This window comes from Devosia sp. (assembly GCF_024707125.1).
Taxonomy (GTDB): Bacteria; Pseudomonadota; Alphaproteobacteria; order Rhizobiales; family Devosiaceae; genus Devosia.
This window is the reverse complement of the sequence record NZ_JANQAH010000009.1, coordinates 230,788-254,484: the sequence shown is the minus strand read 5'-3', so window position 1 is coordinate 254,484 and position 23,697 is coordinate 230,788. Positions and strand designations below refer to the sequence as shown.

32 protein-coding genes, 1 tRNA gene and 2 pseudogenes are annotated in these 23,697 nt (G+C 62.4%); 22 read left to right on the top strand and 13 right to left on the bottom strand.

The genetic code is table 11. The annotated features are described in order from the left end of the window. The first annotated feature begins 2 nt into the window (after positions 1 to 2). The 7 genes from NVV77_RS11210 to NVV77_RS11180 are packed head-to-tail and all read left to right on the top strand — an operon-like array spanning position 3 to position 3,284. Entirely contained in the window at positions 3 to 296 is a 294-nt protein-coding gene (locus tag NVV77_RS11210) for an ATP-binding cassette domain-containing protein (RefSeq protein WP_295413064.1), read from the top strand. Then, positions 265 to 630, top strand: coding sequence for an ATP-binding cassette domain-containing protein (locus NVV77_RS11205; RefSeq protein ID WP_295413062.1), 366 nt, complete (start codon positions 265 to 267; stop codon positions 628 to 630). Before NVV77_RS11210 ends, NVV77_RS11205 begins: the two co-directional genes overlap by 32 nt. Next, positions 627 to 1,292, top strand: coding sequence for a heme exporter protein CcmB (gene ccmB, locus NVV77_RS11200; RefSeq protein ID WP_295413060.1), 666 nt, complete (start codon positions 627 to 629; stop codon positions 1,290 to 1,292). Before NVV77_RS11205 ends, ccmB begins: the two co-directional genes overlap by 4 nt. A gap of 48 nt (positions 1,293 to 1,340) precedes the next feature. Then, positions 1,341 to 2,102 (top strand): heme ABC transporter permease, encoded by a 762-nt coding sequence (locus NVV77_RS11195; protein WP_295413058.1) that lies wholly within the window; start codon positions 1,341 to 1,343, stop codon positions 2,100 to 2,102. Next, positions 2,099 to 2,263: a heme exporter protein CcmD gene (ccmD, locus tag NVV77_RS11190; RefSeq protein ID WP_295413056.1), complete on the top strand. Its 165-nt coding sequence runs from the start codon at positions 2,099 to 2,101 to the stop codon at positions 2,261 to 2,263. The genes NVV77_RS11195 and ccmD overlap by 4 nt, the downstream gene beginning before the upstream one ends. Then, a complete protein-coding gene (locus NVV77_RS11185; protein ID WP_295413054.1) occupies positions 2,260 to 2,793 on the top strand; it encodes a DsbE family thiol:disulfide interchange protein in 534 nt (177 codons plus the stop codon). The genes ccmD and NVV77_RS11185 overlap by 4 nt, the downstream gene beginning before the upstream one ends. Before the next feature lie 32 nt (positions 2,794 to 2,825). After that, the gene (locus NVV77_RS11180; RefSeq protein ID WP_295413053.1) at positions 2,826 to 3,284 is read left to right on the top strand and encodes an SRPBCC domain-containing protein; all 459 of its coding nucleotides are present in this window, start codon (positions 2,826 to 2,828) and stop codon (positions 3,282 to 3,284) included. A 32-nt stretch (positions 3,285 to 3,316) separates the two neighbouring features. On the opposite strand, the gene NVV77_RS11175 is transcribed toward NVV77_RS11180, so the two are convergent. Beyond that, positions 3,317 to 4,207, bottom strand: a complete 891-nt coding sequence (locus NVV77_RS11175; protein WP_295413051.1) for a LysR family transcriptional regulator ArgP — start codon at positions 4,205 to 4,207, stop codon at positions 3,317 to 3,319. A gap of 71 nt (positions 4,208 to 4,278) precedes the next feature. Between NVV77_RS11175 and NVV77_RS11170 the strand changes: the two genes are divergently transcribed. The 5 genes from NVV77_RS11170 to NVV77_RS11150 all read left to right on the top strand — a co-directional run bounded on the left by NVV77_RS11170 (position 4,279) and on the right by NVV77_RS11150 (position 6,731). After that, the gene (locus NVV77_RS11170; RefSeq protein ID WP_295413049.1) at positions 4,279 to 4,890 is read left to right on the top strand and encodes a LysE/ArgO family amino acid transporter; all 612 of its coding nucleotides are present in this window, start codon (positions 4,279 to 4,281) and stop codon (positions 4,888 to 4,890) included. Between the two features lie 20 nt (positions 4,891 to 4,910). Further along, complete coding sequence (locus tag NVV77_RS11165) at positions 4,911 to 5,354, top strand: FMN-binding negative transcriptional regulator (protein ID WP_295413048.1); 444 nt, start codon at positions 4,911 to 4,913, stop codon at positions 5,352 to 5,354. Beyond that, a complete protein-coding gene (locus NVV77_RS11160; protein WP_295413046.1) occupies positions 5,335 to 5,538 on the top strand; it encodes a hypothetical protein in 204 nt (67 codons plus the stop codon). Before NVV77_RS11165 ends, NVV77_RS11160 begins: the two co-directional genes overlap by 20 nt. Positions 5,539 to 5,591: 53 nt before the next feature. Further along, on the top strand, positions 5,592 to 6,182 hold the full coding sequence (locus tag NVV77_RS11155) for an NUDIX domain-containing protein (protein ID WP_295413045.1): 591 nt from the start codon (positions 5,592 to 5,594) through the stop codon (positions 6,180 to 6,182). A gap of 72 nt (positions 6,183 to 6,254) precedes the next feature. Continuing rightward, positions 6,255 to 6,731, top strand: coding sequence for a hypothetical protein (locus NVV77_RS11150; protein WP_295413043.1), 477 nt, complete (start codon positions 6,255 to 6,257; stop codon positions 6,729 to 6,731). A 34-nt stretch (positions 6,732 to 6,765) separates the two neighbouring features. Here the strand turns inward: NVV77_RS11150 and NVV77_RS11145 are convergent. Beyond that, positions 6,766 to 6,971 (bottom strand): annotated as a pseudogene (locus NVV77_RS11145) (DUF1737 domain-containing protein). Between the two features lie 72 nt (positions 6,972 to 7,043). Here NVV77_RS11145 and NVV77_RS11140 point away from each other — a divergent pair. The 3 genes from NVV77_RS11140 (at position 7,044) to NVV77_RS11130 (ending at position 8,778) form a co-directional block, all read left to right on the top strand. Beyond that, positions 7,044 to 7,682 (top strand): carbonic anhydrase, encoded by a 639-nt coding sequence (locus NVV77_RS11140; RefSeq protein ID WP_295413041.1) that lies wholly within the window; start codon positions 7,044 to 7,046, stop codon positions 7,680 to 7,682. A 405-nt stretch (positions 7,683 to 8,087) separates the two neighbouring features. Then, positions 8,088 to 8,336: a hypothetical protein gene (locus NVV77_RS11135; RefSeq protein WP_295413039.1), complete on the top strand. Its 249-nt coding sequence runs from the start codon at positions 8,088 to 8,090 to the stop codon at positions 8,334 to 8,336. A 103-nt stretch (positions 8,337 to 8,439) separates the two neighbouring features. Further along, positions 8,440 to 8,778 (top strand): hypothetical protein, encoded by a 339-nt coding sequence (locus NVV77_RS11130; RefSeq protein WP_295413038.1) that lies wholly within the window; start codon positions 8,440 to 8,442, stop codon positions 8,776 to 8,778. 9 nt (positions 8,779 to 8,787) lie between these two features. On the opposite strand, the gene NVV77_RS11125 is transcribed toward NVV77_RS11130, so the two are convergent. Both NVV77_RS11125 and NVV77_RS11120 read right to left on the bottom strand, forming a co-directional pair. Beyond that, positions 8,788 to 9,669, bottom strand: coding sequence for an EamA family transporter (locus NVV77_RS11125; protein WP_295413035.1), 882 nt, complete (start codon positions 9,667 to 9,669; stop codon positions 8,788 to 8,790). 203 nt (positions 9,670 to 9,872) lie between these two features. Further along, positions 9,873 to 10,916 (bottom strand): aspartate-semialdehyde dehydrogenase, encoded by a 1,044-nt coding sequence (locus tag NVV77_RS11120; protein WP_295413032.1) that lies wholly within the window; start codon positions 10,914 to 10,916, stop codon positions 9,873 to 9,875. Between the two features lie 328 nt (positions 10,917 to 11,244). On the opposite strand from NVV77_RS11120, the pseudogene NVV77_RS11115 reads away from it, so the two are divergent. After that, positions 11,245 to 12,436: pseudogene (locus NVV77_RS11115) on the top strand (NAD(P)/FAD-dependent oxidoreductase). On the opposite strand, the gene NVV77_RS11110 reads toward NVV77_RS11115, so the two are convergent. Together NVV77_RS11110 and NVV77_RS11105 are read right to left on the bottom strand one after the other, a co-directional pair. Next, positions 12,433 to 12,918: an acyloxyacyl hydrolase gene (locus NVV77_RS11110; RefSeq protein ID WP_295413030.1), complete on the bottom strand. Its 486-nt coding sequence runs from the start codon at positions 12,916 to 12,918 to the stop codon at positions 12,433 to 12,435. The pseudogene NVV77_RS11115 and the gene NVV77_RS11110 sit on opposite strands and share 4 nt — an antisense overlap. 129 nt (positions 12,919 to 13,047) lie before the next feature. After that, entirely contained in the window at positions 13,048 to 13,536 is a 489-nt protein-coding gene (locus tag NVV77_RS11105) for an acyloxyacyl hydrolase (RefSeq protein ID WP_295413027.1), read from the bottom strand. A gap of 208 nt (positions 13,537 to 13,744) precedes the next feature. Here NVV77_RS11105 and NVV77_RS11100 point away from each other — a divergent pair, with 208 nt between their 5' ends. After that, positions 13,745 to 14,761: an LLM class flavin-dependent oxidoreductase gene (locus NVV77_RS11100; protein WP_295413025.1), complete on the top strand. Its 1,017-nt coding sequence runs from the start codon at positions 13,745 to 13,747 to the stop codon at positions 14,759 to 14,761. An 82-nt stretch (positions 14,762 to 14,843) separates the two neighbouring features. Next, positions 14,844 to 16,046, top strand: a complete 1,203-nt coding sequence (locus NVV77_RS11095) for a diguanylate cyclase (protein WP_295413022.1) — start codon at positions 14,844 to 14,846, stop codon at positions 16,044 to 16,046. A 1-nt stretch (position 16,047) separates the two neighbouring features. Here the strand turns inward: NVV77_RS11095 and NVV77_RS11090 are convergent, their stop codons facing one another. From NVV77_RS11090 to NVV77_RS11080, 3 genes are all read right to left on the bottom strand, one after another. Then, a complete protein-coding gene (locus NVV77_RS11090; protein WP_295413019.1) occupies positions 16,048 to 16,326 on the bottom strand; it encodes a hypothetical protein in 279 nt (92 codons plus the stop codon). 87 nt (positions 16,327 to 16,413) lie between these two features. After that, positions 16,414 to 17,223 (bottom strand): hypothetical protein, encoded by an 810-nt coding sequence (locus NVV77_RS11085; protein ID WP_295413017.1) that lies wholly within the window; start codon positions 17,221 to 17,223, stop codon positions 16,414 to 16,416. After that, a complete protein-coding gene (locus tag NVV77_RS11080) occupies positions 17,220 to 18,560 on the bottom strand; it encodes a hypothetical protein (RefSeq protein ID WP_295413015.1) in 1,341 nt (446 codons plus the stop codon). The genes NVV77_RS11085 and NVV77_RS11080 overlap by 4 nt, the downstream gene beginning before the upstream one ends. 186 nt (positions 18,561 to 18,746) lie before the next feature. Between NVV77_RS11080 and NVV77_RS11075 the strand changes: the two genes are divergently transcribed. Continuing rightward, positions 18,747 to 19,748, top strand: coding sequence for a Gfo/Idh/MocA family oxidoreductase (locus tag NVV77_RS11075; RefSeq protein ID WP_295413013.1), 1,002 nt, complete (start codon positions 18,747 to 18,749; stop codon positions 19,746 to 19,748). On the opposite strand, the gene NVV77_RS11070 is transcribed toward NVV77_RS11075, so the two are convergent. After that, positions 19,745 to 20,314, bottom strand: coding sequence for a TetR/AcrR family transcriptional regulator (locus NVV77_RS11070; protein WP_295413012.1), 570 nt, complete (start codon positions 20,312 to 20,314; stop codon positions 19,745 to 19,747). The two genes, NVV77_RS11075 and NVV77_RS11070, sit on opposite strands and share 4 nt — an antisense overlap. Before the next feature lie 70 nt (positions 20,315 to 20,384). Between NVV77_RS11070 and NVV77_RS11065 the strand changes: the two genes are divergently transcribed. From NVV77_RS11065 to NVV77_RS11055, 3 genes are all read left to right on the top strand, one after another. Then, positions 20,385 to 21,401: an NAD-dependent epimerase/dehydratase family protein gene (locus NVV77_RS11065; RefSeq protein WP_295413011.1), complete on the top strand. Its 1,017-nt coding sequence runs from the start codon at positions 20,385 to 20,387 to the stop codon at positions 21,399 to 21,401. A 78-nt stretch (positions 21,402 to 21,479) separates the two neighbouring features. Further along, a tRNA-Ala gene (locus NVV77_RS11060) sits at positions 21,480 to 21,555 on the top strand. Positions 21,556 to 21,640: 85 nt separating this feature from the next. After that, entirely contained in the window at positions 21,641 to 21,889 is a 249-nt protein-coding gene (locus NVV77_RS11055) for a hypothetical protein (RefSeq protein WP_295413009.1), read from the top strand. 3 nt (positions 21,890 to 21,892) lie between these two features. Here the strand turns inward: NVV77_RS11055 and NVV77_RS11050 are convergent, their stop codons facing one another. Genes NVV77_RS11050 through NVV77_RS11040 form a run of 3 tightly spaced genes read right to left on the bottom strand, consistent with a single transcriptional unit; the run spans position 21,893 to position 23,678 of the window. Next, positions 21,893 to 22,180, bottom strand: a complete 288-nt coding sequence (locus NVV77_RS11050; protein ID WP_295414434.1) for a GNAT family N-acetyltransferase — start codon at positions 22,178 to 22,180, stop codon at positions 21,893 to 21,895. A gap of 2 nt (positions 22,181 to 22,182) precedes the next feature. Next, complete coding sequence (argC, locus tag NVV77_RS11045) at positions 22,183 to 23,136, bottom strand: N-acetyl-gamma-glutamyl-phosphate reductase (protein WP_295413007.1); 954 nt, start codon at positions 23,134 to 23,136, stop codon at positions 22,183 to 22,185. A 56-nt stretch (positions 23,137 to 23,192) separates the two neighbouring features. Continuing rightward, complete coding sequence (locus tag NVV77_RS11040; protein WP_295413003.1) at positions 23,193 to 23,678, bottom strand: SRPBCC family protein; 486 nt, start codon at positions 23,676 to 23,678, stop codon at positions 23,193 to 23,195. Positions 23,679 to 23,697: the final 19 nt, after the last annotated feature.

The following is a 23,697-nucleotide window of genomic DNA, read 5'->3' as shown; positions in this document are numbered from 1 at the left end:
TCATGACTGAAGGGCACGTCCATTCTTCGCTCTGCCTCAGGACCTTCGCGCTGGGCGTCGGTCGCGGCGAGACCATGCTTGCGCGCGACATTGCGCTATCCGTTGCCGCGGGCAGCGGGTTGATGCTGCGCGGCCCCAACGGCGCCGGCAAATCCACCCTGCTGCTTACTCTTGCGGGCCTGCTTACACCGCTCGAAGGGTCGGTGGTGCTTGAGGGTCATGACGAGGATTTTGGTCCTGCTTTCCATCATTGCGGCCATCGCAATGCCATCCGCCCCCCGCCTGACAGCGATTGAAACGCTGGAGTTCTGGCGTGGGATCAACGGCAATCCTGCCCTGCCGGTTGCCGAGGCCCTCGATCGTGTCGGTCTCAAGCGCCAGGCCAAGCTCGATGCCGCCTATCTTTCGGCTGGGCAGCAACGCCGCCTGGCCCTGGCCCGGCTGCTTGTCTCCGCCCGTCCCGTCTGGCTTCTAGACGAGCCAACATCCGCGCTCGATACGGAGGGGCAAAAGCTGCTGGCGGGGCTGATCGGCGACCATCTTGCCTCCGGTGGCATAGCCGTGATTGCCAGTCATGATGCTATCGCGCTCGATAGTCTTGCTGTCTTCACGCTGGAGCGCAGCGCATGAGCGGCTTTATCTCGGTCCTCTCCCGCGAAATCCGCCTGAGCCTCCGCGGTGGCGGGGAAATTCTCACCCTTGTCCTGTTCTTCGTCATCGTCGGCGCGGTGGTGCCCTTTGCCGTGGGGCCGGACAAGGCGCTCCTGGCACGCATCGCGCCGGGCATTGTCTGGATCGCGGCCTTCCTCGCCATGCTGCTCGGCCTCGAAAAACTCTTCGGGCCCGACAGGGCCGATGGCACGCTGGCACTCTACCGGCTTGCCGATATCCCGCTTTCGGCCGTGGTTGCCGCAAAAGTGATTGCCCATTGGCTGACCGCGGCCCTGCCGCTGATCCTGGCTTCACCGGCTTTGGCATTGCTCCTCGCCATGGATGGCGAAACATTTGGGCGCACGGTGCTGTCGCTTCTCCTCGGCACGCCCGCTTTGGCCGGCTTTGGGGCGATCGGCGCTGCGGTGACCGTGGCCACCCGGCGGGGTGGGCTTCTTGCGCCCATCCTCATCGCCCCGCTCTCCGTGCCCGTCCTGATCTTCGGGGTCGGGGCCATTTCCGCCAGTGGCGGACCCGACCAGGCGCAGGCCGCCGCGCTCCTGCTTGCGGCACTCAGTCTCATGGTGGTGGTGCTGTCTCCCTTCGCGGCGGCCCTTGCGATAGACTGGGGCGAAGACTAGAGCGTACTGCTCCCACTGCGACATGCGTTCCGAAGGCCCCCGGCAAGTATGACGATCGACACGACACCCAAAATGACCTGGTGGAACCGGCTGTCCCATCCCGGTCAGTTCGTCGCCCTGACGCGACCGCTCGTCCTGCCGCTGGCGCTGCTCACCGGAGTGCTGTTCGCGGTTGGCCTCTGGTATGGCTTGTTCTCCTCGCCGCCCGAAAAATACATGGGGGACACGGTGCGCATCATGTATGTGCACGTGCCCACGGCCTGGCTCAGCCAGTTCGTCTACGCCACCATGGCCGTTTCGGCGCTGGGCACGCTGGTCTGGCGCCACCCCATGGCCGACGTGTCGATGAAAGCGGCTGCCCCGCTCGGGGCCGCCTTCACCGCCATGGCGCTCTTTACCGGCTCGCTCTGGGGCCGCCCCACATGGGGCACCTTTTGGGAATGGGACGGGCGCATGACGTCCACCCTGGTGCTTCTCTTCATCTATCTCGGTATCGTCGCTCTCTGGCGCGCCTTTGACGATCAGTTGCGCGCCGCCCGTGTCGTGGCGGTCTTTACCCTTGTGGGTGCGGTCAACATTCCGATTATCAAATTCTCGGTCGATTGGTGGAGCACGCTGCACCAGCCGGCCAGCGTTTTCCGTCCCGATGGCCCGACCATGCCAGGCGAGATCCTGACGCCGCTCTTCGCCATGTTTTTTGCTTTTACGTTTTTGTTCGTCACGTTGCAGCTTGCCGCCATGCATACCGAAGTGCGCCGCCGCCGCATCACCACGCTGGAGCGCCGCGCTGCCAGGGGAGACCTCAAATGATCGCGCTGGGGGCCCATGCCGAATTCATCATTTCCGCCTATGCCGGGGTGTTTATCGGCCTTGCCGCGCTCGTCGGCTGGACGATGCTTGCCGCGCGCCAGACGAAACGCCGGCTTGAGGAGCTGGGGGATGGTCAGCGGGCGAGCAGTTCAGCGCAATGAAGAAGCTTCTCTTTGCCGCGCCGCTGCTGCTGCTCGTGGGGCTGATCGCGGTCTTTGCCTCGACGATCAATCGCGACCCTAATCTGGTTCGTTCGGTGCTGATCGACAAGCCGGCGCCCGAATTCGCCCTGGCCGCGATCGAGGGCATGGATGTGCCCGGTTTCGATACGGCAGCACTCAAGGGCGAGCCGACCGTGGTCAATGTCTTTGCCTCCTGGTGCATTCCCTGTCGGGACGAGCATCCGCTGCTCGAAGCTCTCAAGGCCGAAACCGGCGTTCGCCTCTTCGGCATCAACCATTCGGATGCACCCGAGAATGCCCGGGCCTTTCTGGCTGAACTGGGAAATCCCTATGACGCCATAGGAGCCGATCGCGACCGGCGCGTTTCTATTGACTGGGGCGTTTATGGCGTGCCGGAAACTTTTGTCGTCGATGGATCAGGCAAGATCGTTTTCAAGCATGTCGGTCCGCTGACAGCGGAAGCCATTGAGGGCGAATTGCTCCCCGCCTTGGAAAAGGCGCGGCTCTAGCGCACACTCGTTCCTCGCGAGGAGGAACGACCATGAGCCGAACCGACAGCGCCAGCCGCATCATGGATGCGACGCCCGAAGCGGTCTATGCCGCCATGACCGACCCTGCCGCCATGGTGGTCTGGCTGCCGCCCCAAGGCATGCGTGGGCAGATGCTGGAGTTCGATCTGCGCCCCGGTGGACATTATCGCATGGTGCTGCGCTATGAGGACAGCAGCATCGCGGGCAAGACCGGCGAGAATTCCGACGATGTGGCGGTGCGCTTTCTCGATCTTGTGCCCGGGGCGCTGGTTTCGCAAGCCGTCGACTTCGTCTCCGACGATCCTGCCTTTGCTGGGACCATGGTGATGAACTGGATCCTGCGGCCGGTGCCGGAAGGCACGGAGGTGACTATTCGCGCCGAAAACGTGCCCAGCGGCATCAGTGCCGAGGATCATGCGGAGGGCCTGGCGGCCTCGCTGGAAAACCTGGAAAAGTTTGTGGAAGGCTAAGGATTCTATGGCGTCATAGGATCGTGAGCCGGCTAAAGCAGTTCGCGCCGCGCGGCTTCGACCACGGCATTGGTCAATTCGGAAAACTGACCGGCCGCGAGACGGCTGACCTGCCAGTGCAGCGATATATCAAGCACGGCGCCGGGCACCAGTTCGACAAGGCGCCCGCTCGCCAGGTGATCGCGCACCAGATGGACGGGGTTGAGGCACCAGCCCATGCCAAGCAGGCACGCCTCCACAAAACCCTGCGTCGAGGGCAGGAAATGGCTGGGGCCGCTGACCGCCGCGCCGAAGACTTTTACGACCCAGTCGCGCTGCAACAGGTCCTTCTGGTTGAAGGTCATGGCGGGCGCATGGGCCAGAGCTTCGCTCGTCACCCCGTGGGGAAAATGACGACGCATGAAATCCGGACTGGCGGTTGCGAGATAGCGCAGGCGCCCGAGGGGAATGGTGCGGCAGCCGGCCACCGGCTCGGCCAGCGCAGTGACGGCGGCCAGCACACGCCCCCGGCGCAGCGCTTCGGCCGTGTGCTCCTGGTCGTCGACCGCGATATTGAGCACCACGGTGGAGTTTTGCGCAAAGGCCGCAGCGGCGGGCAGGAACCAGGTGCCCAGACTATCGGCATTGACGGCGATATCGACGGTGGTGGGGCCCGCCTGCTGGTCTCCAAGGCTCGGCAGGTGTTTTAGCAGATCGTTTTCCAGCATGCCGACCAGTTCCATATGGCGGCAGAGCCAGGCGCCCTTTTCGGTCGCGATACAGGGCGTGCCGCGCTCGATCAGCACCGTGCCCATGCGCTCCTCGAGTTGCCGGACGCGCTGGGAGATGGCCGAGGGGGTGACGTTGAGCGCGCGGGCGGCTTTTTCGAAACTGCCGGTCTGCACGACCCTGGCAACGGCAAGCGCGGCGGAATAGTCGATCATGGTTAGCTCAGCTAATTCGATGTAAGGCAGATTAAATTGCCTAATCATGCCCCGTCGTTTAGCGCAAGCGAATGGATATTCCGGTTTTCATCGCGGGCCTCTCCATCGGCCTCAGCCTCATCGTTGCCATCGGTGCGCAAAATGCCTTTGTGCTGCGACAGGGGCTCAAGGGCGAACATGTCTTTGCCGTCTGTCTCGTCTGTGCGCTTTCGGATGCGGCACTGATCGTCCTGGGGGTGACGAGTTTTGGACGCATCGCCGCCCTGCTGCCGTGGATCGATCCGGTGATGCGCTTTGGCGGCGCGGCGTTTCTCGTCTGGTATGGGGCGCGAAGCCTGCTTTCCGCGCTAAAATCCCATGGCGCCTTGTCGGTCAGCGAGGCCGACACGGCCAAGCCCTTGCTGACGACGCTTCTGGCCTGCCTCGCCATCACCTGGCTCAACCCGCACGTCTATCTCGATACGGTGGTGCTGCTTGGTACCATTTCGACGCAATTTGCAGGACGCGAGGTGCATTTCGCCGCCGGCGCCATCACCGGGTCTTTCGCGTTTTTCTTTGCCCTTGGCTATGGCGCTGGTTTTCTGCGACCCATCTTCGCCAAACCGTTTGCCTGGCGTATTCTTGAGGGGATCATCGCCGTGATCATGTGGGCCATTGCCCTAAAACTGATCCTTGGCGGCTGAGATTTTTCCGTGAGGCGCCTATGTATCTGCCCGAGCATTTTAAGGAAATCGATCAGGAAGAGATCGCGGCGGTGATCGCTGCGGCGCCGCTCGGCTGCGTGGTCGCGAATACGGCCGAGGGCCTGATTGCCAATCACATGCCGATCCTCGTCGACAAGCGCGGGGAACTTGTCGGGCATATTGCCCTTGCCAATGACATGCATCGGCTGATCGCCGAGGGCGAGGAGGTTCTGGTGATCTTCCGCGGCGTCGACGGCTATGTCTCGCCTAACTTTTATCCCAGCAAGGCCGAGCACCACAAACAGGTGCCGACCTGGAACTATCAGGTCGTGCATGTGCATGGCACGATCAGCTTTCAGCATGACGAGACCAGCAAGCGTGCAGCAGTGGGGCTTCTTACCCGCGAGCATGAGCGCCGGATCAATGGCGAAAAAGGCGTGGCGCATGGCCGATGCGCCGGCTGACTACATGACCGATATGCTGGGCAAGATCGTTGCTTTCCGCATTGCCGTGGCCAGGACGGTCGCCAAGTCAAAACTCAGCCAAAACCGCGATAGCAGGGATTTTGAGGGTGCCGTTGACGGTTTGAAGTCTTCGGGGCAGGAGGCGCTGGCGACGCGCATGGCGGCCCTTCCAGGCAGGGACTGAGTTCCAGAATCGGGAAAAATGCGCCAGCTTCCGGCCAAAGCGAAGGAAGCTTCATGGACGGCAAAGTCACCCTTATCGGTTCGGAAACGCTCTCGGATGAGTGGGGTACGCTGACGCGCGTGACGCTGGACTATCGTCGTGACGACGGCACGGTGCAGCGCCTCAGCCGCGAAAATTACGACCATGGCAATGCCGCTTCCATCGTCCTCTTCAACGCGGAAAAGCGCACGGTGCTGCTGGTACGGCAGTTCCGCTATCCGGTGCTCGCCAATGGCGATGCGGCCTTTCTGCTCGAAGCCTGTGCGGGCCTGCTCGATGGAGACGATCCCGAAACCTGCGCGCGCCGCGAGGCCTTTGAGGAAACCGGACATGAGCCGCGCGACATTGTCCATGTCAGCGACGTCTACATGTCGCCCGGTTCGGTGCAGGAAAAGGTCAGCCTCTTCGTCGGTCGCTATGGCGAGGACACCTATCGTCACTTTGGCGGCGGGCTTGTCGAGGAGGGCGAGGAGCTCGAAGTCGCCGAAATGGACCTCGATGATGCCATTGTCGCCTGTCGCGACGGACGCATCATCGACGGCAAAACCGTCATCCTGCTGCAGCATCTATACTTGGGAGAAATGACGATAGACCGTAAAGCCTGAAGCGCTCTATCCTCGTTGCACCGGACGCAGGAGGAGACGACCGTGGTGTCGAGATCTATAGCTGGATGGATAGTGGGACTGTTTCTGGTCCTGACGAGCGGCGCCATGGCGCAGGACGCTTCGACGCGAGTGCTGGTGCCCGATGCGCCAGGCGGCAGTGCGCTGGTGGCGGGCTGCTATCAGGCCGATCGCAATCTCTATGGCGCCAACCGCCTGACCTTCTGCCTCGAACGGCGCGGCAGCTATTCGGTGCGCGGGCAGGGTGTGCGCTGCGAGGGCCGGCTCGACTGGCGCGCCTCGGGCCGGGACGTGACCATCGACCTCCGGCGCCAGAGCTGCAGTGGCGGCATGGCCTGGGCGGCAGCCACCATTACCTGCCGGCCGCGCGGGCTGATCGATCTCATTCTCTCGGAAATTTTCAAGAACCAGACGCAGAACAATGAACGCGTGCTGGTGCCCGACCATCCGCAGGTCGGCTCGCTCCGCTGCACCTATTGGCCCACCGTGCCGGGCGCACCCAATGCCACCTTCGTGGCGCGGCGCATCTAAAAGCCGGGGCCGGTTTTTACCGGCCCCGCCAAGATCAGAAATCGATGAGCTTTTTTTCCGGATCGTAGGGCTGGTCCTTGGCGACGCGGGTCACAGCCTGGCCGCAGCGCATTTTTTGCTGACGGCGTCGAAGGCATAGGTGGGGCTGCCGTGTAGCTGCCAGCCCTCGGACAGCGCCTTGGTGACCTTGTGGCAAAAGGCGGAATCGTCTTCGCCCGTCAGGAAGCGATAGATAAGCATGCATACCCCCATTGCGGCGCGAGCCCAGCGCCGAGATTGATTCTCTTGCCTCTTAGCGCTAATCGAGACGGCATGCACAGCTTTCCGCAAGAACTGCTCGACGGTCACGCAAACTTTCTAGCCGGGCGCTATGTCCGCGAGAAGGAACGCATTCGCGACCTCGCCGAGGCCGGCCAGAAGCCGACCACCATGATCATTGCCTGCTGCGACAGCCGCGCGGCGCCCGAGATGATTTTCGACTCCGGGCCGGGCGAAATGTTCGTGCTGCGAAACGTCGCCAATCTGGTGCCGACCTATCAGCCTGATGGTGGCCAGCACGGTACCTCGGCGGCGATCGAATTTGCCGTCAAGGCGCTGGGTATCGCCAATATCGTGATCATGGGCCATGGCCGCTGCGGTGGCATCAAGGCAGCGCTCGATCCGGACCTGAAGCCGCTCGATTCGGGCGATTTCATCGGCAAGTGGATGGCTATGCTGGGCGAATTGCCGAGCCAGCTCGGCCAGAACAGCCTTCTCACCTCGACCGAACGGCAGACGGCGATGGAGCGGATTTCGATCCGCAATTCCATTCGCAACCTGCGCACCTTCCCCTATGTGGCCGATCTCGAAGCCGAAGGGAAAATCGCCGTGCATGGGGCCTGGTTCGATATTTCGACGGGCGAATTGTGGGTCATGGACCACGACGGGGACTTTGTTCGCCCCGAACTCTGAGCGGTCCCGACGCTCGCATCGCAGGAACCACGCGGACGGGCCGCGTGGTGATGGCGGGGACATGCAATTGGCTTGGGCATCTTCACTTGTCCGTGATCAATTGCCCCCTTTTTGCCTTCAAGTTGATCTTGCACTGCTGAAATCGTGATCAGTTCCTGGCGTCATCGCCAGGAAAGAAACTGTAGTCGTCTTGCAGTTGTCTCGCAGAACATTCCAAAAGCATTGATCTTCCAGCGCGTTTCCATTGCCCGGAAATGGCCCAGACATCTGCTCGATCACGCCCTTGTGTGGTCCGGAGCGAGACACATTGCCTCGCCAGTCTTTGCTCACGGGCCGCAGGAGAGCTGCCCGTCGTTGGGAGACCAATCTCCCATCGCACGTTCCCGAAAACATGGAGCTAACCCCATGAAGAAGATCGTTCTGTCCTCCCTTATCCTTCTTGGCCTTTCCGGCGCCGCCATGGCGCAGGCGGCCACTGATTTCGCCTCGGTCGATACCGATGCCAATGGCGGCGTTTCGCTGGTGGAAGCACAGGTCGCCTGGCCTGACCTGACCCAGGAAGCCTTTACGGCGGGTGACGTCGACGGCAATGGCGAACTCAGCGCGGAAGAATATGACGCCCTGGTTGCGGCCGCTGCCGCCCCGGCCAGCTAAGCCTTCGCCCGCTTTTCGGGCAGCACGCCACCCCGACCCTTACGGGGTGGCGTCCTTATTTTGCGACCACGTCGCCCATCCTTTGACCATAGGACTTTCTCCCATGCGCAAGATCGCCCTCGGCCTTGTGGCCGCTACTCTTTTCGCTGCGCCTGTCATGGCGCAGACGCCCCTGACCTTTGCCGATGTCGACGTCAATGCCGATGGCCGCCTCAGCTTTGAGGAATTGCAGGTTGTCTGGCCTGACCTGACGCCGGAAGAATTTGCCACGGCCGATATCGAAGGGGCCGGTGGCCTGACGCCGGAACAGCTCAATGCGCTGCAGCCAGCCAGCGTGCCGGCGCCGGCAGAGGCCGTACCAGTCCCGCTTGATGCGCCAGCCGACATCCCGGCAGATGTCCCCACCGATGCGCCAGTAACGCCCGACGCCTTGGTGCAATAATTCAAAAATTCAGTCGAGCCGGATTGCCGGCTCGGCTGATTTCGATTTCCGCAGGGTGACGACGAGGCCCGCGATGACCAGCAGGCCGCCCACAATCTCGATTGCGGTGATGGTTTCGCCCAGCACCAGATAGCCCGACAACAGGCCGGTGATCGGGACGAGCAGGGTGAAAGGCGCGACGACCGAGGCCGGATGGCGCCCGAGTAGCCAGCTCCAGATGCCGCCGCCGAGCAGGGTAGCCGGATAGGCGAGGAAGGCGATCAGCGCTGCGTCGGACCAGGAAAAACCCGCAAGAGCATTGAGAATCGTGTCGCCTCCTTCGGTGACGAAGGACAGGGCGAAGAGCGGCAGCGGCGCCGCCAGCGAGCCCCAGACCGTGAAGGCAATGGCGTTGACCTTGCCGGCTTTCTTCGTCAGCACATTGGCAAGGCCCCAGGCGACGGCCGCGAGCAGCACCATCAGCAGCGGCACGAAGCCGGCGCCCTCGATGCGTTCGAAGGCAATAACGCCGATGCCGAGAAAGGCGATCCCCGCTCCGATGACCTGAAACCTGCTTGGCCGTTCGCCGAGCAGCACGAAGGCCATGGCCATGGTGAAAAAGGCCTGGGTCTGCAGCACCAGCGAGGACAGGCCCGCCGGCATGCCCCAGGCGATCGAGAGGTTGAGGAAAGCGTAGAGCGCAAAGCCGAAGGAGAGGCCGAAGGCTATCACCAGCCAGGCCGGCGCCTTGGGCGGTTTTACGAAGAGAATGGCCGGGAAAGCGGCCGCGGAAAAGCGCAGCGCGGCCGCCAGAATGGGCGGCAGCGCCTCGACGCTCAATTTGATGACGACAAAGTTGAAGCCCCAGATGGCAACGACCAGAAGGGCGAGAAGAATATGGCGGATGGGCATGGAGTAACTACCGGTACGGTAGTCTTGTACGCCTGTGTGCCCCCGGGCTCAACCGGCATCTTGCTCACGCCGTCACCCTCGGGCTTGACCCGAGGGCTCTACACTTGTCATCCGCAGATTAAGTGAAGCGTCCTCGGGTCAAGCCCGAGGATGACGATCGAATTTGGTACGGCGTCGGTGATCCACCGACGCCAGGGTGTCGATCAGGCGGCGAGAGCGCGGGCCTTGTAACCCTTTTCGATCAGCGCTTCGGCGATCTGGATGGTGTTGAGCGCGGCGCCCTTGCGCAGGTTGTCGGAAACAACCCACATGGCGAGACCGTTCTCGACCGTAACGTCCTCGCGGATGCGGCTGACGAAGGTGTCGTATTCACCAACGGATTCGATCGGGGTCGCGTAGCCACCGGCTTCGCGCTTGTCGAGGACCGAAATGCCCGGGGCTTCACGCAGGATATCGCGGGCTTCGTCGGCCGAGATCGGCTTTTCGAATTCGAGATTGACGGCTTCCGAGTGGCCCACAAAGACCGGCACGCGCACGGCGGTGCAGGTGACCTTGATCTTGGGATCGAGGATCTTCTTGGTCTCGGCGAGGACCTTCCACTCTTCCTTGGTGTAGCCGTCTTCCATGAACACATCGATGTGCGGGATGACGTTGAAGGCGATCTGCTTGGGGAACTTTTGCGGGGTCGGCGAATCGTTGACGAAAATGCCCTTGGTCTGGTTCCAGAGCTCGTCGACGCCTTCCTTGCCGGCGCCCGAGACCGACTGATAGGTCGAGACGACAACGCGCTTGATGGTCGCGGCATCATGGAGCGGCTTCAGCGCCACGACGAGCTGGGCGGTGGAGCAGTTCGGGTTGGCGATGATGTTGTTGCGCTTGGCGTCGGCGAGCCAGCGATCGAGCACATGGCCGTTCACTTCCGGCACGATCAGCGGCACGTCCGAGTGATAACGCCAATAGGACGAGTTATCGATGACGATGGCGCCGGCCGCGGCAATGCGCGGGGCCCAATCCTTGGAAATGGCGCCGCCGGCCGACATGATGGCAAAGTCGACATTGGAAAAGTCGAAGTGCTGCAGGTCCTTGGCCTTGAGCACCTTGTCGCCGTAGGAAATTTCCTTGCCGATCGAGCGGGACGAGGCGAGAGCAAAGACCTCGTCAGCCGGAAAATTGCGCTCGGCGAGGATATTGAGAACTTCGCGGCCCACATTGCCTGTGGCCCCGACGACAGCGACGCGATAACCCATTTTGGAACTCCGGTCCCTTTACCTTTTCCGCCCCCGCGCGATGGTCTTGCCATCGCGGTCAGTGCTTTGAGCCTCTCCCCGGCGGGAGGGAACCCGGGGAAAAGCGTCAGGCGGTTTTAGTGGTTTTGGTCATGACGACAGCGCCCCCGGCGGTAGGCCGGGTGGGCATAAGAACGGCGATGTGGCCGAAGCTGCGCATGAAAATCGATGCTCTCAGGTGAAAAGCAGGACTTCTCATACTCTCAAATAGGAAAGAGTCAATGAATTTGGAGTGGCGCCGGGCCTGCCGGAACGATACGGGAAGGCAAAGAGCGGCGAGAGGCCCGAAATGACCGATTTTGACATCATCATCCTGGGCGCGGGCGCCGCCGGCCTCATGGCGGGCATCGAGGCGGGGCGCCGGGGGCGGCGGGTGCTGGTGGTGGATCATGCCAAGAACCCCGGCGAGAAGATCCGCATCTCCGGTGGCGGGCGCTGCAATTTTACCAATATCAATGCGACGCACGTTTTGGGACGTGAGCGTTTCCTGAGCAGCAATCCGCGCTTTGCGCTGTCGGCGCTGTCGCGCTTCACGCCGGATATGTTCATCGAGCGGGTGAAGAAGCGCGGCATTGCCTTCCACGAAAAGACGCTGGGGCAGCTCTTTTGCGATGGGCCGGCGACGCAGATCGTCTCCATGCTGATCGACGAGTTGCGACAGGCCGGTGCCGCAATCTGGACGGGGCGTTCCGTCGGCTCGGTCGAAAAAGATCGACGAGGGTTTTAAGGTTCTCGTCGGCGATGGTTTCGTCACCTGCGAAAGTCTGATCGTTGCCACCGGCGGCAAGTCGATCCCGAAAATGGGAGCGACCGGCTTTGCTTATTCGCTGGCGAAGCAATTCGGGCTGGCTGTCACAGAGACGCGTCCGGGTCTCGTGCCGCTGACTTTTGAGGAAGGCAAGCTGGAGGAGCTGAAGGAATTGGCTGGTGTTTCGACCGACGCAATTATCAGCCACGGCAAGACCAAATTCCGCGAAGCACTGCTCTTCACCCATCGCGGGCTTTCGGGGCCGGCGATTCTACAGATCTCTTCCTACTGGCGCGAGGGCGACAGCATTTCCGTCGATCTCCTGCCCGAGCAGGATGCGATGGGCCTTTTGCAGGCGGCGCGCAAGGAACAGCCACGCAATCACATTCAGACCGTGCTGGCGGGACACCTGCCCAAGCGTCTGGCCCAATTGCTGGGTGAACTGATCAACCAGCCGGGCATGATCGGCGATTTTTCGGACAAGAAGCTGCAACCAGTGGCGGATCAGGTCAGCCGCTGGACGTTGAAGCCGGTGGGTTCGGAAGGTTATCGCACGGCGGAAGTGACGCTGGGCGGCATCGACACGACCGGGCTCGACGCCAAGACGATGATGGCACGCAATGTGCCGGGCCTTTATTTCGTAGGCGAAGCAGTCGATGTCACCGGTTGGCTCGGCGGCTACAATTTCCAGTGGGCCTGGGCCTCAGGCTGGTCGGCGGGGCAGGTGGCCTAGAACTTCCAGCCGAGGCGGATGCCCATATTGGTGAGGCCGCGATTGTCCTGGCAGAGATTGGCATTGGAGGCATGCTCGATCGTGGCCATGATCGAGGCATTTGCCGAGAGCTGAATGCCGATACTGGCCGCCTCGTGGAACAGCACCGAGCAACCGAGACTACGCGCGGGCATAGGCGTGGGGCCGATATTATTGCCCGTGTGCACGGCGCCGCCAAAGGCGGCTTCGACGAAAACAGGCGAGTCGAAGACGGGCACAGTCCAGCTCACGCCGGCATAGACCATGTTTTCAAGTCCCCCCAGGCTCAGCGTGGCGCCAATATGGGGGCGCAGTTCGCCGAGCGTGACCCATTCGGTCAGGCTTGGCGTGTCGAACAGCAGCTCGACATTGATGTCGTGGACGCGCTCGGCATTGAGCATGCCCATAAAGGTCCCGGGTTCATCGACGCTGTGGGAGAAAATCCCGCCGCGGATTTCGGACAAGCCAAAATCCTGCGCAAGCGCAGAAACTGAAAACAACAGATACGCCGCCAAGACGACAGAGGTGTTTCCAGAAATCTTCATAAAGAAAATATCCGCCAGGGCCTGGGGATATTATGCGCACGAAAAAGTTTAGAACTTCCAGCCTAGGCGAACGCCGAAGTTCGAGAGGCCGTCATTGGCCTCGCAGTAGCTATTATTGGACGTGTGCTCATAAGTAACGGTCGCCGTCACATTGTCCGACAGGTTGGCACCAATACCGAAGCGCTCATAGAAATTCACGCGGCAGCCAAAATTCTTCGCCGGCGCCGGCGCGCCGGTGAGGGCGCCGTCGTGAATGGCAGCGCCAAACGTGCCTTCGAGGTAAATCGGCGTGTCAAAGATCGGCAATTGCCAGGTGAGACCGGCATGGAGGAGATTTTCCTTGCCGCCGAGATTGATGGTGGTCCCGATCTCGGGCCGGGGCGAGCCGATCCAGCGGAAGGCGTCAATGTCGGGAGAGACGAACAGCACGTCGAAACTGAGGCTTCTTACTTCCGTAATCTGCCACTCATTGACGAGAAAGGGCAGCATGGCGTGGTGCACATTGTAGGCGTGCAGGCCAAAGCGAAGCTCATCCACGACGCCTGCGAGGGGATGTGGATCGAGCAGATTCTGCGCATTTGCAGTCCCGGTTCCACAGGCACCCAATAGGATAGTCAGGAAAATAGCACGCCGCACAGCATAACCCTCATTCACCCCAGGCTAGCACAAAAGCACGCTTTGCGTAAGCCTCTGGAAATCCATCGGCAAGTACCGATATAAGCGGCGCAACCTTTTGGAGTTCCCCATGCCCGCCAATTTCAAGCTTTCCCTGCAGGATCTCGCCCCGATCGCCCAGGGCAGTTCGACGGAAGAGGCCATGGCGGAGACGATAAAGCTGGCGCAGGCGGCCGACGGGCTGGGCTATGAGCGGCTCTGGTATGCAGAGCATCACGGCATGCCCTCCATCGCCTCCTCGGTGCCGGAAATTCTCATCGGCAGCGCCGCGGCCGCGACCAAAGGCATTCGCGTCGGTTCGGGTGGCGTCATGCTGCTCAACCATGCGCCGCTGCGCATCGCCGAGGCCTATCGCACGCTCGAGGCCCTGCATCCGGGTCGCATCGATCTCGGGCTTGGCCGCGCCCCGGGCGGGGATGGCTACGCCATGCGCGCCCTGCGTTCCGGCGGTGGCGAGGAATTTTCCAATTATCTCGCCGAGCTGATGGCTTTCGACGAGGACAATTTTCCCTCCGACCATCCGTTTTCGCGCGTCCCGGTTTCGCCGGGCGGTGTGCGGCTGCCGCCAAAATGGCTGCTCGGTTCGTCGGGCGCCAGCGCTCAAGCAGCGGGGCAGATCGGCTTTGGTTATGCCTTTGCCGCACATTTTTCGCATACGCCCGCGGCGCCCGCCTTTGCGTCCTATCGCGCCGCCTTTGAACCCTCCGCGGATTTTCCCGAGCCGCGCACCATCCTTTGCCTCTCGGTGATTGCCGCTCCGACAGAGGAAGAGGCAAAATTCCTCGCTACCTCGCAGGCGGTGAACTGGGCGCTGTTCGTGACCGGCGAGCAACGCCGGTTGACGCCGCCGGAGGAAGCGCTGGAGCGCGCCAAAACCCTGACGCCCCAACAGCAGCAGGTGATCGCCCATCAGGGCGCGCTCTGGATGGTGGGCAGCGCTGAGCGGATGGCAGAAGAGATTAGCCAGAAGGCGCGGGAAGCGCAGGCCGACGAGGTGATGATCACCACCACCATCCACTCTTATGAGCTGCGCCGGCGCTCCTTTGCGCTGCTGGCCGAGGCACTTGGAGTCGCGCCGCGGGCCTAGCACCGGGCCTCCGGCCAGAATCTTAACGGAGTTTTACGGAAGCTCGGGGAGACTGAGCCGGTTATTCTCGCCGGAAGCTTCCATGAGCGCAGCAGGCTTCGTGCTGGCCATCAACCTCTTTATCGCGGGGTTGTTCGCCACCGCCTTTGGCATTGTTGCCGCCTACTATCGCGGTGCCATTGGCGCCCGATGGCTGGCTCTGGGTTATGGCCTTGGCATTGCCAATGGGGCGCTGGAATTCATCCTGCCCTATCAGACCGATGCGCGGCCGGTCAGCTTTGCCATCTTCGCGGTGTTCCTGTCGGCTCTGACCCTGTGCAATATCGGCATTGCGCGCCACTATGGCGTCAGGCCGCCCTGGCTGGTGCTGGGCGGCCTCTATGTCGGTGCGCTGGTGGTCAATCTGCTGATCCTCGATATGCCGCGCGATTCGTTGTTGCGCGGCATGCTCTACCAGGCCCCCTATGCGCTGATGCATCTGGTTGGGATAAAGATCATCCTGTCGCGGCAGTCCAATCGGGCGCTCGACATGGCCCTTCTGGCCCTTTTCGGGCTCAGCGCCGCCAACTTTGTCACAAAACCCTTCCTTGCCGTGATGCTCGGTTCGGGCGGCTCGCCGCAGGGCTATCTCGGCAGCAGCTATGCGGCCATCTCGCAGAGCACAGGCGCGGTGCTGCTGATCTCTAATGGCCTGCTTATGCTGCTCATCATCGTGCGTGACATGATCGCAGACATGACGGCGCGGTCGGAGACCGATCCGCTTTCGGGCCTGCTCAATCGCCGTGGTTTTGAGGACCAGGCCGACAGGGCGCGCCTTCTGGCGGTGCGCGCTGGTGCCCCGGCAGTGATGGTGGTGGCCGATCTCGATCATTTCAAACGGATCAACGATTCCTACGGCCACGCTGCAGGTGACCAGGCGATTGCCGCTTTTGGCCGGGTGCTGAAGGAAAGCTTTGATTTTCGCGCCGTCATCGGGCGGTTGGGCGGGGAAGAATTCGCCGTGCTGCTGCCGGGCGCCGATCTTGGCGTGGCTCGGGGCGCAGCGGAAACGGCGAGGCGGCTGCTGCGGGAACTCTCAAGCCAAGAACGCGGCTTGGAGCAACAGATCACCTCCTCGTTCGGGATTGCCGCCATGGAGCCGGGCGAAAGCCTGGCCGACCTGTTGCGGCGCGCCGATACCGCGCTTTACGAAGCAAAATCCCGAGGCCGCGACCGAGTTTGCGTGGCGCCGGTCACGGCCGTCGGGATTTCGAGGGATGGACCCGAGCAACAGGCCCGGGCCTGATCTAGTTCATTGCAGCGCGCGGGACGAGTTCGCACTCCCCGCCTTGCGTCACTTTCAGCGCCAATTGCTGACGATCGAGTTCGGCGAACCAGGCGGTCCATGAGCATGGGCTCATGCCGTCGTCGGTCGAACCGCCCTGGCTGCGGACGAAGCGCAGCAGCAGCTTCGATTTCTCCTCACCGAAACGATTGCGGATACGCGCGACAGCGGGAATGCCCTTGCGATCGGTGACCCAGCTCTGGATATCGCTGTGTCGCGTCAGAGTATGCGTAGCGGACATGGGTAGCCTCCTCCACGAGGTATTTTGGGCACTTTTGGCCCTTACCCGCCTAACGGCCCCGGTCCTCCACCGGTTCCTGGCAGGCGTTCAATTCTCGATGAATTGCGTGACAAGCTTCAGACGCTGCATCTCCTCTCCTGAAAAATAGTAGAGCCGGTCGGGCGGCGTATCGAGCGCATGCAGCCAAAGGGCAGGGTCGACGCCGCTTTTTGTCAGGTGCCGGGTGATCTCGGCCGTGGTCGATTGCGCATCGGCCATGGCAATGCCCGCCACGGCAAAAGCGTCGCGCGACGCCTCACCAAGCGACGCGGCATAGATCTGGTGCACGCCAATGGCAGAGTCGGCGCTGGCTATCCGCTCGGCGCCGGAGGCGAAAATGATGGGGCAGGAGGAGGCACAGAGGTTTCCGGCGGCGACCTTTGTCGCGAGGCCTTTTTCCTGGATGAGGGCGCCGATCTCCAGCGCGTCCATCACTGATCCTCCGGGCGAATCAAGAACTACAGTCTTCACGTATTCGCCGCGCTGTTCAATCTCCGTCCTAAAACGGACTGCAGCGCCTGGATCGATGGTGCCGGACAGTTTTAGGTCACCGCCACTTTCGAGCGCGATGGCGAGTGGTGCATCAAGGATTTCGGGTGATGAGGTGATATGCGGCATGGGCCGGCCCTCGACCCCGCTGCTGGGGTCTGCCGGGGGCAGAATGGGCGTCAAGGTTGGCGTCAGGGCAGCCGGTTCGCTGAGGGCCAGTTCGCGAAAATCGACATAGAGCACGCTTGCCGTGCCGAGCAGCAGGGCGAAGAAGGCCACGCGGATGATATTGCCATCATCGATGGCGGCGAGCCGGGCGATGATCCCCGGACTGGCAGAAGACGCGCGGTGGTTTGCCTCAGTCTTCATGCCGGGCGCGGCCCGTCGGTGCGTTTGCGCTGGGCGGCTTCAATCGGTGTGACGGTGCTATCGTCGGGTGGTAGCTCGGCTGCCGCAGGCAAGTCTTCGGTGGGCGCCTGCGGTTCTGGCTTGGGCTGGCCGGTCGCGACATCAATCCCGGCGGCTTCCATGCGGCGATAGAGCGCCAGAGCCCGCAGCATTTCCGCCGCCGTGATGTTTTCGGCTTCCTCGAGCGAGGACGAATCCTTTCGCATTGCGTCGTTGACGATCATCAGCACCAGAACGAGCACCACCGGCAGGAGATCGATGGAGATGGCGCCGGCCCAGGAGGGAATGAAATCCTGCCAATAGCGGATAACGGCTTCGGCGCTGGAGAGCGGCACATAGCGGCGTTGCTCCACGGACGGGGTCGCGAGGATTTCGTCGGCGGCGGCGCTGAGGGCGGCGGATTGCGCGGCAACGGAAGCGCGCACCGTTTCCATCACCTGGTCCTGCCGATTGGCGAGATCGGCGGAACGGCCATCGGCCACCGGGGCGATGAAGCCGGCCGACAGATCGGCCGAGGCGCGTTTGACCGAGGCAGCAACGCCGGTCTGCTGCAGCGAGGCGATGACGGCGGAAAGCTGCACCGCTTCGGTCTGGAAGGCGTCGGCGCGCGGTTCGATCTGGCCGGGCGTGGAAACCAGTTCGCGCATGGCGGCGAGGCGCGCCGAACCCTGTTCGAAGAGCGCGGCCACTTCTGCGCGGCTACCGGTAATGGTTGATGCCAGCTGGTTCATCTGCGAGCCCATCTGGGTGAGCAATTGCACGACGCTGCCCGAGCCGGTGGTGCCGGTCAGGGCGCCGGATTCGCGCTCGTCGGCGGCGAGGCCCGAAAAGCGTTCGGCGGCGCGCTGCACGTCGGGGAGGAGGCTCTGGGCGGCCAATGCATTGGCATGGGCCTGGTCAAGGTCTTCGGCATAGCCCTGCAGAGTGACAGCCATATGCTGTTCGGTGGCGGCCGAACCGGCAAGGGCAGCGGCATTGAGCCAGGACGACATGGCAATGATCATGGCGCAGCCGATGGCCATGGTGACGAAAAGGCCGATGCGTTGCACGCCCGAAGTCACCAGCGGCACGAAGCGGAGCATAAAGCTCCAGAAGGCATAGATGGCGACGGAGACAGCGGCCGAATAGATGATGGCGGCAAAGAAGACGAAGGTGGCCGAGCCATCGAGAATGCCGCGGACGCCGAGATAGGTGTAGACGCCCGACGCCAGGGCCAGCACCGCGAGAGCGAAGCGGGTCATGGTCTCCACCCCGCGCACCGTTTCGTTGAGACGGAAGGCGTTGGGCTTGAGCTGCATCTCTGGTCCCCCTTGCGGCCCGGGCGGGCCGATTAAGCCGACGTTAACACAGCGATCCCGGCAAGAAGGAGGCAGTATTTTATGAGGTTAATGCCGGGGCGATGACAGTGCCGTGAGCGCGCTTTCCGCTTGCGGCGCGGCAGGGGAGGGCGCTAGGCCAGTCCGGGTAGGACAAGGGAGATGAGAATGACGAAGAAAGTGCGCTGGGGGATTTTGTCTACCGCCAATATCGGCATGGCCAAGGTGACGCCGGCCATCCAGAAGGCGGAAAATTGCGAAGTGGTGGCCATCGCCTCGCGCGATCTCAAAAAAGCGCAGGAAGCGGCCGGCCAGCTTGGCATTGCCAGGGCTTACGGCTCCTATGAGGAGCTTTTTGCCGATCCCGAAATCGACGTCATCTACAATCCCCTGCCAAACCATTTGCACGTGCCTATGACGCTCGCGGCAACACGGGCGGGAAAACATGTGCTGTGCGAAAAGCCCATCGCCATCACGGCCGGGGAAGCCGAGGAGCTGCGCCAGGTGCCTCCGGGGCGCTTGGTCATGGAAGCCTTCATGATCCGCTTTCATCCGCAATGGCAGCGGGCGCGGGACATCATCCGCTCGGGTGAGCTGGGCGAGGTCCGCGCCATCGATGCGGTGTTTTCCTATTTCAATGCCAATCCCGACAATGTGCGCAACCAGGCCGATATCGGCGGCGGCGGCATTCTGGATATTGGCTGCTATCCGATCACGTCCGGCCGGTTCCTCTTCGAAAGCGAGCCGCAGCGCGTGGTCTCGCTGGTTGAGCGCGATCCCAATTTCGGCACCGACCGGCTTGCCAGCGTGATGATGGATTTTGGTGCCGGCAAGCGACTGACCTTTACCTGCTCGACCCAATTGGTGCGCCACCAGCGCGTCCAGGTCTTCGGCACAAAGGGCAAGCTCGAGATCATCATCCCCTACAATGCCCTGCCCGATGAGCGCAGTGCCATCACCGTCGACACCGGCTCGCCGCTTGATGGCTCGCTGGCGCGGCGGGAAATCATCGGCGAATGCGACCAATATACCGAGCAGGCCGAAGCCTTTGCCAGGGCTGTGCTGGGCGAAGCGCCGCTGCCCTATGGCGTCGAAGATGCCATCGCCTCGATGAAGGTGCTCGACGCGATCTTTGCCAGCGAAAAGTCCGGCGCCTGGGAAAAAGTCTAGTTTTCGGGCAGTTCCGGCGCGATCAGCCGCTCGGCCAGAACCGGCAGGGCGGCGCGCACCGAGGCCTCTTCCAAAAGCTTGCGGGCGACGCCATAGGCCGCCGCCTGCACCAGCCGATTGAGCTCCACCGGCTCGCGCACCCCCGCCTGGCGCAGCGCCTCGACCATGGTCTCGCTCATCTCTGCATCGAGCGCCCGAAAGCGCAGGGAAAAGCGGCTATGGGTGGCGTAAAGCTCTTCGGCAAAGGGCGAGCTCTCGACCACTGCGGCGATCACGCCATATTTGCCCGCCAGCGCTGCGCCGATACGCTGGGCAACCGTGCCGGGCCCGGCCATGCCCGCCTCGAAGGCGGCGGTCAGCGCGTCCGACAGGTCGTCGAGCAGTGCGGTGAACACCGCGTCCTTGTCGGAAAAATAGCCATAGAGCGTGGGCTTGGCGACGCCGGCGGCGCGCGCCAGCGCCTCCATGGTGGTGCCCCGCAAGCCATCGCGTACGAAGAGCAGCCGCGCCGCATCGAGAATGCGGCGACGCTTTTCGGCGGCGCGATCGAGGGCGGGTTCTGTCACCTTTCACTCCACATCTTGAACAAATTGAACGATTGCACTATATATCGTTCAATTCGTCAGGAGAACAACCATGACCGATCGTGTTCTGCTCACCGGCATTTCCGGCTTTCTCGGCGGCCATGTCGCCCTTCAACTGCTGAATTCTGGCTACACCGTCCGCGGCAGCGTGCGCAACCTCCAGCGTGCCGACAAGGTGCGCGAAACGCTTCGGCGCCATGGCGCTGATGTCTCGCGCCTCGAATTCGTGGCGCTTGACCTGATGCGCGATGCGGGCTGGGACGAAGCCATGGAGGGCGTTCGCTATCTCCAGCACACGGCGTCCCCGTTCCTGATCCAGATCCCCAAGGACAAGATGGAGCTGATCGGCCCGGCCGTTGAAGGCACCGAACGGGCCCTCAATGCTGCCAACAAGGCCGGCATCGAGCGCATCGTTCTCACCTCGTCCATGGCCGCCATCGCCTATGGGCATGACAAGAGCCGCAACACCCCCTTCACGGCCAAGGACTGGACCGATCTTAATGGTCGCGCGGTCAATTTCTACCAGGAATCCAAAACCCTGGCGGAAAAGCGCGCCTGGGAAATCATGGATGCCGCCGGCCGTCACGATGCGCTGGCGGTGATCAATCCGAGCGCTATTTTCGGGCCCTTGCTCGATGATGATCCCGGCACGTCCGCTGTCATTGTGCAGCGCCTCCTCGATGGGTCCATCCCGGCAGCGCCGCGCATTCCCATGACCATTATCGACGTGCGTGATATCGCCGCCGCCCATGTTGCTGCCATGAGCGCGCCCGATGCCGGCGGCAAGCGTTTTCCGATGGGCGAGCGCACGGTCTTTTTCCTCGAAGCGGCAAAAATCCTGCGTGAGCGCTATCCGGAGCGGCGTATCCCAAGCTTCGGCATGCCCGATTGGGCCGTCCGCCTCTACGCGCTTTTCGACCGCGACATGCGCGACAATATGGGGGAGCTCGGCTACATCAAGCGGCTCGATTCGAGCGACGCCATTGCCCTTCTCGGCCGGCCGCTCCGCACCGCTCCCGAAGCCCTTTTGGCAACTGCCGACAGCCTCATTTCGCAGCGCCTCGTTTGAGGTCATCTGGGGGCAGGGGCGATCCATGATCCCCCTTGCCCTATCAGCGATTTATGTCCATATCTCAGCCATTGGTGCGGGGCTGTAGCTCAGTTGGGAGAGCGCGTCGTTCGCAATGACGAGGTCAGCGGTTCGATCCCGCTCAGCTCCACCAAACGCCTCCCAAAGCCCCGAAAGATGCTTGGCCTTTGAATCAAAGGCTTGCAGGATCATCTCGCTGATCTGCGCTACAATGGGGCATGGACCAGACAGAGCGTCGGCTTCGACCCAGAGAGAACGTCCGCCTTGATGCTACCCTCGTGCTCGAGGATGGCCTCGTCAGACTGCCTGCCCTGTTGCGCAATGCCTCGCCCTTTGGCGCCAAGATCGAAATGCTGGAAGATTGGCCGACGCCCGAGCGCTTTTACGTGCTGTTCGGGCATCGGCTGGAACTGTGCCGCGTCATCTGGCGCGACGAGCGGCTGATGGGCCTCGCCTACGAGGACTGAGCCTCAAGCCAGAAGGTCGTTCCATTCGGGATGACGGCGGAACTGCACCACGACATAGGGGCAGACCGGGGTGATCCTGAATCCTTCAGCCCGCGCATCGGCAATGGCGGCCTTGACCAGTTCAAGCGCAATGCCGCGACCTTCATATTCCTTGGGCACGCCGGTGTGGTCGACGATGATGCGGCCATCGTCGCGGCGATAGGTCATTTCGGCCTCGGCGCCGGGCGCCAGGTCAATGACATAGCGGCCGCGGGTTGGCCCTTCTTCGCGTCGGATCTTGTAATCCGCCATGGTCACGCCGCAAGGCTCTCGGCCGCCGAAACGCCGAGCATGAGATTGAGGTTCTGGACGGCAGCGCCCGAAGCGCCCTTGCCCAGATTGTCATAGACCGCGACCACGGCGGCCTGGGCGCGCGCGTCGTTGGCAAAGACATGCAGGGTCAGCGTATTGGTGCCGTTATGCGCCTGCGGATCGAGCGCCGGGCTCTTGCCGAGCGCCGGATCATAGGGGGCTACCTTCACAAAACTGTCTTTGATGTCGGCAAAATGGTCGGCAATGGCGGCGTGGATTTCGGCGCCGGTCGGAATTTTGTTCAGCGTACCCAATTGCAGCGGCAGGGCCGTGGTCATGCCCTGGGCGAAATTGCCGACGACGGGCTCGAACAGCGGCTCGCGCTTGAGGCCGGTGTAAAAGGTCATTTCGGGCACGTGCTTGTGCTGGAAGGTCAGGCCATAGGGCATGAACTGGCTGGCCTTGTCGCCCCCGGCCACGTATTCCTCGATCATCGGGCGGCCACCGCCGGTATAGCCGGAAATGCCGTGATAGATGACCGGGTGATCGGCCGGGATGAGGCCGGCAGCGATCAGCGGCCGCAGGCCGGCGATCAGACCCTGCGGCCAGCAGCCGGGATTGGCGACAAAGCGCGCATTGGCGATCCTGTCGGCCTGGCCCTTGTCCATTTCGGCAAAGCCATAGGCCCAGTTGGGGTCGACGCGATAGGCGGTCGAAGCGTCGATGATGCGGGTCGTACCATTGTCGATCAGCCTTACGCTTTCCTTGGCCGCCTCGTCGGGCAGGCAGAGGATGGCGACATCGGCAGTGTTGAGCAGGCGCTTGCGCTCGTCCTGGTCCTTGCGCTTTTCCGGGGCAATGGAAATGACCTCGAGATCGCGACGGCCAGCCAGGCGCTCGCGAATCTGCAGCCCCGTGGTTCCAGCTTCCCCGTCGATAAAGATCTTCGCGACCATGTCCTTGGCTCCCGCGCAAAATTGCTGGTGTTAAATGGGGCTCAGGCCCCGCGCCGTCAAGCGTCTAGCGTGGGCAGAATATCACGCCGTTCGATGACATCCTCTATGCCGGCGAGGAGGGCGATCCAGCCTTTCTCGGTCTGGGGCAGCCAGTCTTCCCACTGAGCATCCATGGTGTTGTAGAGCGTGACGACGCTACCCGGCCCGTCTGGCTCGGGCTCGATGATCATGCACACAATGCTTGGATCGTCCTCTTCGCTCTCGTCGACAATCCAGGAGAAGGAAATCTTTGTGGGGCGATCGAGCGCCAGAAACGTGCCCCAGTGACGCGCCTCGCCTCCCTCGCGCTCGTCGACAAGGATGAAATTGCCGCCGACGCGGGGATCGAGTTCTGATCGTGTCGCCCGGCCTGCCAGGCCGGACCGCTTGAGCCAGGCGACCTGCCAGCGGCGGGCGAGTTCGGGATCGACGAAGACATCGAAGACCCGTTCGGGACTGACGCGGAAACGATGCGTGACTTTGGCTTCGATTCTATCGGACATCGTCGACCTCCGGGCTTTG

Bases quoted from the DNA above. Each gene is read 5' to 3' on its own strand.
- NVV77_RS11100 (WP_295413025.1), top strand. From the start codon at position 13,745: ATGCCCGCCAATTTCAAGCTTTCCCTGCAGGATCTCGCCCCGATCGCC.
- NVV77_RS11085 (WP_295413017.1), bottom strand. From the start codon at position 17,223: ATGAAGACTGAGGCAAACCACCGCGCGTCTTCTGCCAGTCCGGGGATC.
- NVV77_RS11160 (WP_295413046.1), top strand. From the start codon at position 5,335: ATGGCCGATGCGCCGGCTGACTACATGACCGATATGCTGGGCAAGATC.
- NVV77_RS11175 (WP_295413051.1), bottom strand. From the start codon at position 4,207: ATGATCGACTATTCCGCCGCGCTTGCCGTTGCCAGGGTCGTGCAGACC.
- NVV77_RS11080 (WP_295413015.1), bottom strand. From the start codon at position 18,560: ATGCAGCTCAAGCCCAACGCCTTCCGTCTCAACGAAACGGTGCGCGGG.
- NVV77_RS11185 (WP_295413054.1), top strand. From the start codon at position 2,260: ATGAAGAAGCTTCTCTTTGCCGCGCCGCTGCTGCTGCTCGTGGGGCTG.
- NVV77_RS11130 (WP_295413038.1), top strand. From the start codon at position 8,440: ATGCGCAAGATCGCCCTCGGCCTTGTGGCCGCTACTCTTTTCGCTGCG.
- NVV77_RS11205 (WP_295413062.1), top strand. From the start codon at position 265: ATGCCATCCGCCCCCCGCCTGACAGCGATTGAAACGCTGGAGTTCTGG.
- NVV77_RS11095 (WP_295413022.1), top strand. From the start codon at position 14,844: ATGAGCGCAGCAGGCTTCGTGCTGGCCATCAACCTCTTTATCGCGGGG.
- NVV77_RS11165 (WP_295413048.1), top strand. From the start codon at position 4,911: ATGTATCTGCCCGAGCATTTTAAGGAAATCGATCAGGAAGAGATCGCG.
- NVV77_RS11170 (WP_295413049.1), top strand. From the start codon at position 4,279: ATGGATATTCCGGTTTTCATCGCGGGCCTCTCCATCGGCCTCAGCCTC.
- ccmD (WP_295413056.1), top strand. From the start codon at position 2,099: ATGATCGCGCTGGGGGCCCATGCCGAATTCATCATTTCCGCCTATGCC.
- NVV77_RS11075 (WP_295413013.1), top strand. From the start codon at position 18,747: ATGACGAAGAAAGTGCGCTGGGGGATTTTGTCTACCGCCAATATCGGC.
- NVV77_RS11140 (WP_295413041.1), top strand. From the start codon at position 7,044: ATGCACAGCTTTCCGCAAGAACTGCTCGACGGTCACGCAAACTTTCTA.
- argC (WP_295413007.1), bottom strand. From the start codon at position 23,136: ATGGTCGCGAAGATCTTTATCGACGGGGAAGCTGGAACCACGGGGCTG.
- NVV77_RS11090 (WP_295413019.1), bottom strand. From the start codon at position 16,326: ATGTCCGCTACGCATACTCTGACGCGACACAGCGATATCCAGAGCTGG.
- NVV77_RS11040 (WP_295413003.1), bottom strand. From the start codon at position 23,678: ATGTCCGATAGAATCGAAGCCAAAGTCACGCATCGTTTCCGCGTCAGT.
- NVV77_RS11125 (WP_295413035.1), bottom strand. From the start codon at position 9,669: ATGCCCATCCGCCATATTCTTCTCGCCCTTCTGGTCGTTGCCATCTGG.
- NVV77_RS11135 (WP_295413039.1), top strand. From the start codon at position 8,088: ATGAAGAAGATCGTTCTGTCCTCCCTTATCCTTCTTGGCCTTTCCGGC.
- NVV77_RS11180 (WP_295413053.1), top strand. From the start codon at position 2,826: ATGAGCCGAACCGACAGCGCCAGCCGCATCATGGATGCGACGCCCGAA.
- NVV77_RS11120 (WP_295413032.1), bottom strand. From the start codon at position 10,916: ATGGGTTATCGCGTCGCTGTCGTCGGGGCCACAGGCAATGTGGGCCGC.
- NVV77_RS11155 (WP_295413045.1), top strand. From the start codon at position 5,592: ATGGACGGCAAAGTCACCCTTATCGGTTCGGAAACGCTCTCGGATGAG.
- ccmB (WP_295413060.1), top strand. From the start codon at position 627: ATGAGCGGCTTTATCTCGGTCCTCTCCCGCGAAATCCGCCTGAGCCTC.
- NVV77_RS11050 (WP_295414434.1), bottom strand. From the start codon at position 22,180: ATGGCGGATTACAAGATCCGACGCGAAGAAGGGCCAACCCGCGGCCGC.
- NVV77_RS11065 (WP_295413011.1), top strand. From the start codon at position 20,385: ATGACCGATCGTGTTCTGCTCACCGGCATTTCCGGCTTTCTCGGCGGC.
- NVV77_RS11210 (WP_295413064.1), top strand. From the start codon at position 3: ATGACTGAAGGGCACGTCCATTCTTCGCTCTGCCTCAGGACCTTCGCG.
- NVV77_RS11055 (WP_295413009.1), top strand. From the start codon at position 21,641: ATGGACCAGACAGAGCGTCGGCTTCGACCCAGAGAGAACGTCCGCCTT.
- NVV77_RS11195 (WP_295413058.1), top strand. From the start codon at position 1,341: ATGACGATCGACACGACACCCAAAATGACCTGGTGGAACCGGCTGTCC.